Origin of the sequence: Streptomyces sp. NPDC006544 (assembly GCF_040611715.1) — a bacterium.
GTDB lineage: Bacteria > Actinomycetota > Actinomycetes > Streptomycetales > Streptomycetaceae > Streptomyces.
Map to the genome: position 1 here is coordinate 56788 of NZ_JBEXOV010000036.1, position 12727 is coordinate 69514.

The following is a 12727-nucleotide window of genomic DNA, read 5'->3' on the forward strand; positions in this document are numbered from 1 at the left end:
TTGACATCCACGGCTGACATCAACGATCGCGAATAGCAGTAGTTGTCTGCGTCTCCCCAGGGGGCGTGGCCGTGGGACCTCAGGGCAGGACGAATGTCCGGGCGAACTCCTAAAGCGGGTGTCGCAGGTTCGAATCGTGCCCGACATCAACGTCGCCTGGCACGGACGCCCTTGCCCGCCCCCGTCCCAGGCGCCGGGTGGGCGGGCCGGGCCGGGTCAGGCGGCGAGGAAGGACTCCGTGGTCGTCACGAAGTGGGTGGCGTCGTCGAGCCAGGGGTAGTGGCCCGCTCCCGGCTGGATCGCGAGCGTGGCGTCCCGGAAGGCCTTCGCGAACTCGGCCACCGCGACGGGCGGGCTGTTCAGGTCGAACTCTCCCGTGAGGAGCAGGACCGGAGCACCGCAGGCGGCGAGGGCCGCGCGCGTGGGCTCCGGGGTGAAGGCGCCGTCGGCCGCGAAGAGGGCGACGGCCTCCTGGTTGCCGGGCCGGGCAGCCGCCTGGTGCGCGCGTGCCGCGGCGTCCCACCGGCCGGAGAGGAAGGGGGCGACGGCTTCCCAGTCGCCGCCCGTGCCCTCGGTGATGGCCTCCAGGGCGGCGAACGCCGCCGGGAACCACGGCTCGTCCGCGCGGAGCCGCGCGAGCTCGCGTCGCGTCGCCCCGGCGATCGGGATGCCGACGGCTCGGACACCGGGGCCGATGAGCGCCAGCTTGTGGACGCGCTCCGGGTAACGGGCCGCGTACTGCGTCGCGATGTTCGCGCCGGCGGAATGGGCGAGCAGGTCCACCCTGGGAAGTCCGAGGTGTTCGCGCAGCGCCTCGACGTCCTCGACCAGGCGGTCGCAGCGGTAGGAGGCGGTGTCCTCGGGGACCGCGGACCGGCCGGTGCCCCGAAGGTCCGGAACGATCAGTCGGCGGTGGGCGGACAGGCTGCCGAGATCGCCCAGGTAGGCGGAGTCCGCAGGGCCTCCCGGGACGCAGATGACGGGGTCACCGTCACCGGTCACGCGGTACGCGAGCAGGGTTCCGTCGGGCGCGGAGAAGGTTGGCATGACGCGCATCCTGGCATCCATAACCTGGTTGTACAACCGGGTTATGGAGAAGGGGCCGCTGATGTATAACAAGGGGGTGGCAGGCGAAGAGAGCACGCACCGGATCCCCGAGACGCTGACCGAGACCCAGGCCGAGCGGATTCTCGCCGAGATGAACGAGGTCATCCGTGCGGGCGAGGAGATGCGCAGGCTGCGCACCGAGATGATCAAGGTGTTCGTGGGCTTCGGCTGGACGCAGGACCGCATCGCGCGGCTCACCGACATGAGCCAGCCCGCCGTGTCCAAGCAGGTGGTGAAGTACCGGGCCGACGGCCCGTCGCCGGCCATGGGCCTCGCCCTCGACCAGTACGACGCCCCGTGGCTCGAAGGGCGCCTGTGGGGTCTCGCCGAGCAGATCTCCGAGACCTTCCGCGAAACCGCTCGCTGCGCCCGCTACGTCGACGCCCTCGGCCGGGGGAAGAAGCGCTTCACGCCCCAGAACGTCGACGCGCTCCGGCGTCTCGTCGAGGAGGATCTGAGGCTGCACCGGGCGGAGCTGCCCGGCGGCCACCGGGCCGCGTACGACGAGATCAGCCGCGGCCTCGACGTACCGGTCGGCACCGGCACCGCACCCGGCACCGCAGCCGCACCCGCAGCCGCACCCGCAGCCGCATCCGTGCGCCGCGCCCTCGCCCGCCGGATCCAGCTCGACCGGCTGCGGCACCACCCCTGAGCCGGCCCGTGCCTCCGGGGCGCGGGCCGGAGGCACGCACGTCATGCCCTCACGTCTCCCACGCCCTGCCGCCCCTGCCGCCCCGGAGCGACCCCCGTCCGCCCCGGAGCCGCGTTCACACGTCGCCAGAGCCGCGTTCACACGTCGCGGCGCCGTACGAAGAACAGCGCGAGTGCGATGACCACCGGCGGCCAGAGTCCGTACACGGCCCAGGAGCCCGAGACCGTGGCGTCGTGGACGGGGCTGCCGGGGAGGTCCGCCCAGGACTGGACCAGTCGCTTCCAGGCGCCGGCCACCATCATGTGGTTGACGTCGGCGGACCACTGCTGGGACTGCGAGAAGAGCGTCGGCAGCATCACCAGGGTGAAGAGGGTGGCGACCAGGGCGGCCGCGGTGTGCCGGATCAGCACGCCGAGCCCCAGCCCGACCAGTGCGCAGACCGGTGCCAGCAGCGTGGACGCCGCCACGGCCCGGGCCACACCGGGGTGGGTGATCGGGACTCCGGCGTGCACCCCGTCCAGGACGGCCTGGGAGACCAGGAAGGAGCCGGTGGAGATGACCGCGCCGACGACCGTCCAGAGCGCCGCGACGACGGCCGCCTTGGCCAGGACCACCGAGTGGCGGGCGGGTACGGCCACGGTGGTGGTACGGATCATGCCGCTGCTGTACTCGCCGACGATCGAGACCACGCCCATGCTGCCGGCGACGAGCATCAGGGTCATGTAGCCGGCCACCGGATACGCGTCGAAGCACAGGAACTCGCGGACCGGCGCCGCGTCCGGGGCCTTGGCCCGCAGGTTCTCGCGGTCCGCCAGCGCGGCCACGGCCGAGCACCCGATGACGAACAGTGCGGCGAGGGCGAGCGTCCACGGGGTGGAGCGCAGGGACCTCGTCTTGATCCACTCGGAGACGAGCAGGTGGCGGAACCGTGCGGGCGGCGGTGGCCCAGCGACGGCGGACGCGGCAAAAGCGGCACCCGGGGCCAGGTCCGGGGACTGGGCCGGAGACTGGGCCGCGGACTGGGCCGGGGCCAGGGCGGTCGTAGGGGTCTCAGCGGCCGAGGCGTGTGGGGTCATCGGGGTTGTCCTGCCAGGTATTCGATGCTGTCGGCGGTCAGTTGCATGAAGGCCTCCTCCAGTGAGGCGGTACGGGCGGTCAGTTCGTTCAGCCGGATCCGGTGCTCGAAGGCGAGCGCTCCGGTCCGGTCCGCCGACAAGCCGGTCACGGCAAGCTTCTCCACCCCCGGCGAGCCCTCCGGCTCGACCACCGCGCCCGCGGCGGTCAGTACGACGGCCAGCTCGGCGGCCTGCGGTGTGCTCACCACGATGCCGGCGCGAGTGCCGCGGGCCGCGAAGGCCCCTGCCGACTCCGCTGCGATGAGCCGGCCCCGGCCGATGACGACGAGCTGGTCGGCGGTGTTCTCCATCTCGGACATCAGGTGGCTGGAGAGGAAGACCGTGCGGCCCTCGGCCGCGAGGCGCCGGAAGAGGCGGCGCATCCAGAGCACGCCTTCCGGGTCCATGCCGTTGACGGGCTCGTCGAACATCAGCACCGGCGGGTCGCCGAGCAGCGCGGTGGCGATCCCGAGGCGCTGCTTCATGCCGAGCGAGAACCCGCCGATGCGGCGGTTCGCGGCATCGGCCAGTCCCACCTCGTGCAGCACCTCTTTCACCCGGCGCGGGGAGATGCCGTTGCTGTGGGCCAGGGCGGACAGGTGGGCCGTGGCGGTACGGCCGCCGTGGACCTGGTTGGCGTCGAGGAGGGCGCCGACGTGCCGCAGCCCACGGGCGTGGCTGCGGAAAGGGACGCCGCTGACGGTGGCGGTGCCGGCGGTGGGCGCGTCCAGGCCGAGGATCATCCGCAGGGTGGTGGTCTTGCCGGCTCCGTTGGGGCCGAGGAATCCGGTGACCTGGCCCGGCCGCACGGTGAAGGACAGGTGGTCGACGGCGGTCTTGGCGCCGTAGCGCTTGGTGAGTTCGTTGACTTCGATCACGGGAACAACCCTGCCGGGAGGGGGCCGTCCGGTCATGGGGCCCTGGACGGCAGTCACGCGGCCGCCTTCGCCCGCGGGCGTACGTCCCCGGGCGGATGCTCCGGGGTCGGCGGCTGGCTAGTCTCGCGGGATGGACGCCCCACCGACTGCCCCACCGACTGTGCCACCAACTGCCTCGCCGACTGCCTCGCCGACTGTGCCACCAACTGCCCTACCGACTCCGCCACCTGCAGCGCCGTCGACCGCCCTCCCGACCGTCGGGCCGACCGCGCTCCCGGCCGCCTTCCCGACCGCCCTCCCTCCCGCGCGCGCTGCGCGGCGCGGCGCGCTGCCCGAGCGGGCGCACCGCCGATGACGGGGACGAAGGCCACGGCCCGGGCGGGGGGTGTCCTCTACCTCCTCGCGGTGGGTCTGCTCGTAGGAGGTGCGCCGCGGGCATCGGGCACGGTCCACGGTGTCGGGGCGTTGCTGGCCGCGTGCCTGCTCGTCGGGATGGTGCGGCGGAGCCCGCTCCTGGCCCTGGCCCTGGCGCTCTTCGGGTCCACCGCCGTCGTGGTGGGAATGCCGAGTTCCGCCGACACCGGCCTGGCGGTGTCGTACCAGGGCCAGTTCCTCGCGTACGTGGCCGCGGACCTCGTCCTCGGCTTCGTCGTCGCCACCCGTACACGGCGGGCCTCGGTCGTCGCCGCGTCCGCGTCCCTCCTCGTACAGCTCCTGGTGGTCGGCTGCTTCGCCCACGGGGACAACCTGACCGTGAACCTCGTGATCGCCCTCCTTGCGATGGCCGCGGCCGGCACGGTCGGACTGCTGGGCCGCGAGCGCCGCGAGCACGCGGTGGCACTGCGCTCGCAGGAGGTGGCCGAGGCCGTGGTTGCAGAACGGCTGCGGATCGCGCGGGAGTTGCACGACATGGTCGCCCACAGCATCGGCATCATCGCCATCCAGGCCGGAGCGGCGAGCCAGGTCATCGTCACCCGGCCCGCGGACGCCGCCGAGGCGCTGCGGGCGATCGAGGCCACCAGCCGGGAAACCCTGTCGGGCCTCCGGCGCACACTGGTGGCGCTCCGTCAGGCCGACCCGGACGCGGCGGATCCCCGGGGGACGGCGCTCGCGCCCTCGCCGGGCCTGGAGGACATCGACCGGCTGGCGGCGGCCACGGGCGACGCGGGGGTGCGCGTGGACGTGCGGCGCAGCGGGCAGGAGCGCGCCCTGCCGGCAGAGATCGGCCTGTCCGCCTTCCGTATCGTTCAGGAGGCGCTGACCAACGTGGTCCGCCACGCGGGCACCGGACGTTGCCGGGTGCTCATCGGCTACGGGGACGAGGAGCTGTCCGTGGAGATCGTCGACGACGGACGGGGCACTGCCGGAAGCGGGCCGGCCCACGGCCCGGCCCACGGCTTCGGCCTCGTGGGCATGCGGGAGCGGGTCGCCCTGCTGTCCGGGGATCTCAGCGCCGGGCCGCGCCCCGAGGGCGGCTTCCGGGTGGCGGCCCGGCTGCCGCTTCCCGCGCCCGCCGCAGCCACGGCGGCGGCGGCACGATGACCGACGGTCCCGCCGTGCCCGTGGTAGCCGCCGCACCCGCCGCGCCCGCCGCACCCACCGAACGGGTCGCACCCGCCGCACCCGCCGAACGGGTCGCACCCGCCGTACGGGTCGTACTCGTCGACGACCAGCCGCTGGTGCGCTCCGGCCTGCGCATGATCATGGCGGACCAACCCGACCTGGAGGTCGTCGGCGAAGCCGCCAGCGGCGCCGAAGCGGTCCGGCTGGTCGGGGAGACGTGCCCCGACGTCGTCGTGATGGACATCCGGATGCCCGGCATGGACGGGATCGAGGCCACTCGCCAGATCACCGCCGGCCCGACGGCGGCCCGCGTCCTCATGCTGACCACCTTCGACGAGGACGACCACGTCTACGGTGCGCTGCGGGCCGGAGCGAGCGGCTTCGTGGTCAAGGACATGGCGCTGAGCGACATCCTCGCGGCGATCCGCGTGGTCGCCTCCGGTGACGCGCTGATCGCGCCCGGGGTCACGCGCCGCCTGATCGCGGAATTCGTCGGGCGCCCCCCGTCGCACGCCCCCGCACACCCCCGGGCGCATCCCGGGACCCCTCCCCGCACCGGCGCGGGGCGCTCGCCGAGTCACGTCGACGGGATCACCGAGCGGGAACGGGAAGTACTGACCCTCATCGGGCGCGGCCTGTCGAACACCGAGATCGCGGAGGACCTGTTCATCACGGTGGCCACGGCCAAGTCGCACGTGTCGCGGCTGCTCGCCAAACTGGGCGCCCGCGACCGGGTCCAGCTCGTGATCACCGCCTACGAGGCAGGACTCGTCACCCTGTCCGGCTGAGCCGGGACGAGGCCCGGGCGGGTTTCGTAGAGCGCCGTGGCGGACTTCAGGGCCGGGGCGAACGGCTGGAAGGTCGGCCAGAGGCTGCCCGTGCAGCGGCTGGACGCACGGGGCGAGGTCACCATCGGTGCGACCGGCTCTGGTGATCGCCGCGCCGGCGCGGGCGCGCGAAAGCCCTCCCGGCCGGGAACCGGGAGGGCTGCTTCACGTACGGGGGAACGGCCGGGGACGGGCCCCGGACCTCAGCTCAGGCCCCTGCTGCGCTCGCCGATGCGGTCACCCTGCGGGGTCCCGGCCCGCTTGAGCTCCGCCTTCGTGTGCGCTCCGCCCTTGACCTTGGTCCGCAGCGGACCGTCGAAGCCGTGCGACTGGGCCGTGCGTGGCATGTGGGTCCCTTCCAAGGCCTTCGCCACAGCCGCCTGGAAGTCATGCTTCTGCTCTTTGCTCATCCCGCCGTCAACTCCCTCAAGACTCGGGACACCCGATCGGACTACTGGGATCGTATGCAGATATGCGGACCAACGCACCCGGACCGGACGTAAAGAATTTCATCGGCCTGGTGCGCGCCCGGCCGCGTGCACTCACGGGCGCGGCGGAGCCGACCGCTCCGCCGGGCTCAGGGCGCCGTAGATCAGCTCCTCCGGGCACGGCGTCCCCCGGGGCAGCTGGTACTTAGCCGCCACCCGGTATTCCCCCGGGGCCGGTGCCAGCAGCTCCGTCCACACGTCCCCGGTGGCGTCCGGGGCCGCCTTGAACAGGCACCCGGCCGTGTTCGCGTACTGCTTCGGCTTCGGTACGGAGCTCTCGCCCGGTTTCGGCGTCTCCTTCGCCGCCTCCTTGGACGCCGCCGTCTCCTGCGGCGGCTCCACGGGCTTGCCCGCGGCGTCCACCAGCCCGAGCCACGGCGAGTGCGGAACGCGTACCAGCACCCGCCCGGCGTGCTTCACGTCGATGACCAGCTGGTCGGCGCTCGCCCGCACGACCGTCGCCGGTCCGGCGACCAGGTCCGAGGGGTCCACGACCTTGAAGAGCTGCCAGTTCGCGTCGCCCCACACCTGCTGGAGGTACGGGAGCCCCTCGCGCACGAGCTTCGCCTCGTCGCGCCCGCCCTCGTCGGGTTTGTCCGCCGGCAGCACGACGTAGTGCACGGCCCAGCGCTCCAGCCAGTCGCGGTAGGTGCCGGCCGTCAGGGTGTCGTCGTAGAAGAGCGGGTTGCGCTCCAGGTCGGCCTGACGGTTCCAGCCGCGCGCGAGGTTCACGTACGCGGGGAAGGCCGAGGACTCGCGGTGGCTGCTGGCCGGGACCACCTCGACGCGTCCCCGGTCGGCGCCCGCCTTCTGGAGCTGGTCCACCAGCGGGGCGAGCTCCCGGCTCCAGGAGGCCAGCGGGGTGGTGCGGACGATGTCGGTGATGCTGTTGGCGGTGATCCAGGCGGTCACCCCGGCCAGGGCGAGCACCAGCCCGTACCACCGGCGCGTGCGCCCCCGCAGCCCCCGGGACGGAGCGCCGCTCCCCCCGGACGGCGTACCGGGCAGGTCGTGGCCGGGGGATGCGTACGGGAGGGCCGCGAGCAGCGCCGCCCCGCCGAACAGCATCGCCAGCCTGGTCACGTTCGAGCCGACCTGCGAGTCGATCGCCCAGGTCAGCGCCACGCCGACCGCATAGATCGCGGACGCGGTCCGGACCGTCTTCCAGCCCTTCGGTACGAGGAACAGCGCGGCCAGCGCGCACGCGAACGGCAGCGCCGCCGAGAGCAGCTTCATCGGCTGCGTCCCGGAGAACGGGAACAGCCACGACGACAGCCCGACCACCGCCGCCGGGGCCAGCCCCAGCGCGTACGCGCCCGGGCGCCGCCCGTTCAGGAACAGCGCGGCCGCGATCACCCCGAGGAAGAGCCCGGCGACCGGGCTGGAGGCGGTGGCGATGCCCGCGAGCGGGGCGGCCACGGCGGCCTTCGCCCAGCGCCGCTCGGCCCATTTGCGGGGCCAGCAGAAGACCGCCGCGACGGCCCCGAGCGCGAACATCACGCCGAGCCCGAAGGTCACGCGGCCCGACAGCGCGTTGCAGAGCAGCCCGTACACCCCGGCCAGCGCGGGCCACAGCGGCTCGCGCACGGCTCCGCGGCAGCGGGTCAGGATCATCGCCAGCAGCCCGGCCGAGACCGTCCCGGCGATCATCATCGTGGTGCGGACGCCGAGCACGTGCATCACGTACGGCGAGACGACGCTGTACGAGACCGGGTGCATGCCGCCGTACCAGGCGAGGTTGTACGCCGAGTCGGGATGGCGCCCCACGAACTCGGCCCAGGCGTCCTGCGCGGCCAGATCGCCGCCGCTGTTGGCGACGGCGAAGAACCAGACCACGTGCAGCAGCGCGGCCACCGCGGTGGCCACGGCGACGGGATGCCGCCGCGCCCAGCCGAGGGCACGCCGGACCGGACCGGCCGGCCCGGTCGTCGGCTCCGCCGGCTCCGTCAGCTCTGCCGGCACCGTCAGCTCCGTCAGCTCCGTCAACGGACTCGACTCCGGCTCCGGCTCCGGCTTCTGCCCATGCCTGTGCTCCTGGCCCTGGCCCTGCCCGGGCCCCTGCCGCTCAGCAATGGTCACGCCGCCGCACTCCCCAGCACGATGAGTCTCCGGTCGTCCGTTCCTCGGCCCGCTCCTCGGCCCGCTCCGCGGCCCGCTGTTCGGTCAGCCCTTCAGTCCCCGAAGACGCGGGCCGGCGCCCCGGGGTTGTCCCGGGGCGCCGGACCGTCCTCCCACGCTCACACCCGACGGCGGAGCCGTCAGCCGACGCGCGTCAGCTTCTCGGCGATGCCGGGGGCCGCCAGGTCGCTCTGCAGGGCCACCGGCACCTTCACCTGGCTGGCACCCTCGCCGACGGTCAGCACACCGATCTCCGAGCCCGCCTTCGCCGTCTGCGGCATCTTCGCCGCACCGTCACCCAGCTTGACGGCGACGGTCAGCGTCGGCCAGCCGACCGCTTCCACGTCGGCCGTGGCCACCACCGGGACGCGGCCGCCGAGTCCGTCGTCCACGTAGCCGACGACCTCGCCCTTCTTGACCACGGTCGCGGCCGTCAGCATCTTCTGCGTGGCGAGCATGACGTCCTTGCTCGCCGAGATCGCCGTGTCGAGGATGGGCACGCCGTGCTGGCCGAGCACCGCGCCGACGATCAGCTGGTTGGTCTGGCCGACCTTCTTCTCGGCGGCGAAGAGCAGGTTGCCGCCGGCCTTGGTGGTGGAACCGGTCTTGATGCCCACCGAGCCGTTGAACGGAATGAGGGTGTTGTAGTTCCGCCACGGCTTGCCGGAGGGGTCGGTCCAGCTCGGCAGCTTGGTGATGGCGATCAGCTCGGGCATCTCGACGATCTTGAGGCCGAGCTTGACCTGGTCCTCGGCGGTGCTGACCGTCGTCGCGTCCAGGCCAGAGGGGTCCGTGTACGTGGTGTTGGTCATGCCGAGGTCCTTGGCGGCGTCGTTCATCTTCTTGACGAACGCCTCCTGACCGGCGCCGGCGGCGTCCCAGCGCGCGAGCAGCCGCGCCACGTTGTTCGCGGACGGGATCATGATCGCCGCGAGGGCGTCGTACTCGGAGATCTTTTCGCCCTCCTTCAGCGTGCTGACGGTGGACTCGCCCTCGGTCTCCTTCTTGCCGTCCTCGACCGCGGTCTTGTCGATCGGGATCATCGGACCCTTTTCCCCCTTCTTGAGGGGGAAGTCCTTGAGGATGACGTACGCCGTCATCGCCTTCGCGACACTGCCGATCGCCACCGGCTTCTGCTCCCCGAAGGTGCCGACCGGGCCGAGGCCGGCCGCGGCCATGAAGGCCTGGCCCTCCTTGGGCCACGGCAGGGTCGGGGCCGCTCCGTCGAAGGCGTACGAGCCCTTCGCGGTCATCTTCAGCACCGGCTCGGGCAACGGTCGCACCAGCTGCACGACGGCGAGGACGACGGCCAGGAGCACGACGACCGGCGCGTAGATCTTGAACCGGCGCACCGCGGTGCGCATCGGGCTCGGCGGCGGGGGCGGGTTGTTGGTGAGGTCCGCGAGCATGTCGAGCGGCGGCTTGGGCGGCAGCGGCTGCTGCGTGGTCCGCTCGGGCGACTGCATCGAGGCCGGGGTGGGCCGCGGGGGCTTCGACGCCGGGGTGGGCTTCGGAGCCGGAGCCGGAGCCGGCACGGAGGCCGGGGTGGACTTCGGGGCACCGGCGCCGGTCCCGGGCGCGGCCTCCGTCCCGGTCAGCAGGCCGGCGGCGGGACGGGCGGACGCGTCATCGGTCCGCAGCGGCACGAAGGTGCTCGCGCGCTCACCGCCGACGGCACCGGGCGGCGCCTGGCCCTCCTTGGAGGCGCCGGGCGGGGTCGCTCCGGGCTTCACCGCACGGAACACCGCCGTGCGCTCACTGTCGACGGGCTCGGCAGGCGCGGCGGGCTCGGCGGTCGTCGACGACTCGGCGGCCTTGGCCGGCTTGGCCGGCTCGGCCGAATCGACGGGCTTGACCGGCTCGACCGGAACCGGAGGCTTCACCGCACGGAACACGGCGGTGCGCTCACTGTCCACGGGCGCATCAGCCGAAGCGGAACCCTGGGCGGAGCCGGGCTTCACCGCGCGGAACACGGCCGTACGCTCACTGTCGGCGGACGCGGACGACTCGGCAGGGGCTGCCGGGGAGGCGGGAGTGGCGGGCTTCACGGCCCGGAACGCGGTCGTGCGCTCGCTCACGGCGGAGGCGGCTGCGGATCCCGCGGCGGGCGCGTCCGCAGTGCCGGAGGTGTCCGCCGGCGCAGAACCGGAACCCTTTTCCGGGACGTCCGGCCCTGCGGCGGAGGCAGTCCCGGAGGCGCGGGCGGAGGCCGAAGCGGAACCAGTGTCGGCAGGCTCGTCGGTGGCGTCGGCCGGAAGCTTCGGAACGCGGAACACGGCCGTACGGTCGCTGACGGCGGACTCGGTGGACTCGGTGGACTCGCCGGACTCCCCGGACTCGGCAGCCGACCGGGAGGTCGGCTCGGCGGCCGGACCGGCCGAAGGCTCGGCGGAGGCACCGGAACGGCCCTTGGGACCGCCGCTACCGGCGCCGGCTCCCGCGTCAGCAGCGGCCTCGCCGTCGGCCCTGGCGTCGGCCTCGCCGTCGGCCGTGGCGTCCGCCGTGGCCTCGGGCTCGGCAGCCGCGCTGCCGCCGTCCGCGCTGCCGCCGTCCTCCCCGTCAGGACTCCCGGCGGCATCCAACGCATCCGCGTCCTCGGGCGCGGGCAGGGCCTCGAAGAGCTCGGTCTTCCCGCCCGGGGCGGCCTCGTCCGGCTCGCTCTCGGAGGGGTCCGCGGAGGCGACCCAGGCCGCGACCGCCTCCCTCAGCGGATCGCGGTCGCGCGCCGCGGAACCGGAGGACCCTCCGGAGCCGTCTTCGGGATCACGCGGCCGGAACACCGCCGCCCTCGGGTCGCGCCCCTCCGAGGACTCCGTCGCCCCCGACGTTCCTTCATCAACCGACTTGTCGGGGGACTCGCCCGCCACCAGTTCCTCCTCGATCGCCACCACGTCCGGCTGTCCGAATGTCTAACAGTGTCCCGTCTCGGGGGCATCGCCCCCGTGCTAGACGAGAACGACATAGCTGATGGTTCCCCCGCAAAGCGGTCAGGCGCTCTCGACAGATGAATGTGAGAGGCGTCACCCTGTCACTCATCCACGCGGGGAGGCATGGATGGGCAGGAGCCGCAGAACGATTCCGGAGGAGCTTCTGTTGCTCGCCTTGGACCCGACCACGGGCACCACGGCGCAGCCGCAGACGCTCGACCTCGGCCTGGCCGGGGCACAGCTAGTGGAGCTGGCTCTGGCAGGACGGATAGCCCCTGATGGGGATCGTATCGCCGTGGTGATGCCACGGCCGACAGGAGATCCAACTCTGGACTCCGCACTGGAGCTGCTGCGCAGGCGTGGCAGCCCGGTCCGGGCGGTCCACTGGATCGGCGGGCCCCGACTGGGGCTCCGCCAGGTGTACCTCGCTCACTTGGAGCGCTGCGGCATGGTCAGTGCCGTCGCGGGCCAGATGTGCGGGGTGTTGCCGACGACTCGCTACCAAGCGACCGACACGGCGATCAGCCGGGAGATCCGTGCCCGGCTGGACAGTGCGATCCGCACCGGTGTACCGCCGGACCCGCGGACCGCGGCGCTTGCCGCACTGGCCCACGCGGTCGGACTCGGCAAGCACCTGTACCCCGGCAACGAGGGGCGGTCGTCACGATCCCGGCTGCGGGATCTGATCCGGCACGACCCGATGGGCGGTCTGGTGGCACACGCCGTCATGGACGTCCAGAACGGTGTGGCGGCACAGCCACGCCGTGACCGAGCACCGGCCCAGCCGGCCGCCCGGACCGCGACGGCAGCCGTTCCGCTGCAGCCGCGCCGGACGGGTGCGATGGCCCGCGCGGCCGCGCACTGATCCACCGGCGGACACACAGCACCGCAGCACCGCAGCACCGCAGCACGCGTAATGCCACCACCGTGACCGGTGTCCCAGGACCCGGTCCGGAAACCGTCGACGCGCGGGGTGGCGGGGCCGGCCCACCGGCCATGACGGGGCGGACGGTGTCGCCGCTCGCGAGATAGCCGAGGGCGACTCCGAGGGC

10 protein-coding genes are annotated in these 12727 nt (G+C 73.2%); 4 read left to right on the forward strand and 6 right to left on the reverse strand.

The window, feature by feature from the left end:
- Nucleotides 1-216: 216 nt before the first annotated feature.
- Nucleotides 217-1047 carry an alpha/beta hydrolase gene (locus tag ABZY44_RS18680; protein ID WP_356655074.1) on the reverse strand — a complete coding sequence of 277 codons (831 nt, stop codon included), beginning with the start codon at nt 1045-1047 and terminating at the stop codon, nt 217-219.
- Here ABZY44_RS18680 and ABZY44_RS18685 point away from each other — a divergent pair.
- Nucleotides 1046-1759 carry a sigma-70 family RNA polymerase sigma factor gene (locus tag ABZY44_RS18685; RefSeq protein ID WP_356655076.1) on the forward strand — a complete coding sequence of 238 codons (714 nt, stop codon included), beginning with the start codon at nt 1046-1048 and terminating at the stop codon, nt 1757-1759. The genes ABZY44_RS18680 and ABZY44_RS18685 overlap by 2 nt on opposite strands.
- A 137-nt stretch (nt 1760-1896) precedes the next feature.
- Here ABZY44_RS18685 and ABZY44_RS18690 read toward each other — a convergent pair whose 3' ends face one another.
- Together ABZY44_RS18690 and ABZY44_RS18695 are read right to left on the reverse strand one after the other, a co-directional pair.
- Nucleotides 1897-2835 (reverse strand): ABC transporter permease subunit, encoded by a 939-nt coding sequence (locus tag ABZY44_RS18690; protein ID WP_356655078.1) that lies wholly within the window; start codon nt 2833-2835, stop codon nt 1897-1899.
- Nucleotides 2832-3752 (reverse strand): ABC transporter ATP-binding protein, encoded by a 921-nt coding sequence (locus ABZY44_RS18695; RefSeq protein WP_356655082.1) that lies wholly within the window; start codon nt 3750-3752, stop codon nt 2832-2834. The genes ABZY44_RS18690 and ABZY44_RS18695 overlap by 4 nt, the downstream gene beginning before the upstream one ends.
- Before the next feature lie 351 nt (nt 3753-4103).
- Between ABZY44_RS18695 and ABZY44_RS18700 the strand changes: the two genes are divergently transcribed.
- Entirely contained in the window at nt 4104-5294 is a 1191-nt protein-coding gene (locus tag ABZY44_RS18700) for a histidine kinase (protein ID WP_356655084.1), read from the forward strand.
- Between the two features lie 14 nt (nt 5295-5308).
- On the forward strand, nt 5309-6103 hold the full coding sequence (locus tag ABZY44_RS18705) for a response regulator transcription factor (RefSeq protein ID WP_356655086.1): 795 nt from the start codon (nt 5309-5311) through the stop codon (nt 6101-6103).
- A gap of 242 nt (nt 6104-6345) precedes the next feature.
- Here ABZY44_RS18705 and ABZY44_RS18710 read toward each other — a convergent pair whose 3' ends face one another.
- The 3 genes from ABZY44_RS18710 to ABZY44_RS18720 form a co-directional block, all read right to left on the reverse strand.
- Nucleotides 6346-6552 carry a hypothetical protein gene (locus tag ABZY44_RS18710; RefSeq protein WP_356655088.1) on the reverse strand — a complete coding sequence of 69 codons (207 nt, stop codon included), beginning with the start codon at nt 6550-6552 and terminating at the stop codon, nt 6346-6348.
- A gap of 132 nt (nt 6553-6684) precedes the next feature.
- A complete protein-coding gene (locus ABZY44_RS18715; protein WP_356655096.1) occupies nt 6685-8484 on the reverse strand; it encodes an MFS transporter in 1800 nt (599 codons plus the stop codon).
- 404 nt (nt 8485-8888) lie between these two features.
- On the reverse strand, nt 8889-11639 hold the full coding sequence (locus ABZY44_RS18720) for a hypothetical protein (RefSeq protein ID WP_356655090.1): 2751 nt from the start codon (nt 11637-11639) through the stop codon (nt 8889-8891).
- Between the two features lie 163 nt (nt 11640-11802).
- On the opposite strand from ABZY44_RS18720, the gene ABZY44_RS18725 reads away from it, so the two are divergent.
- Nucleotides 11803-12540, forward strand: coding sequence for a GPP34 family phosphoprotein (locus ABZY44_RS18725; protein ID WP_356655092.1), 738 nt, complete (start codon nt 11803-11805; stop codon nt 12538-12540).
- Nucleotides 12541-12727: the final 187 nt, after the last annotated feature.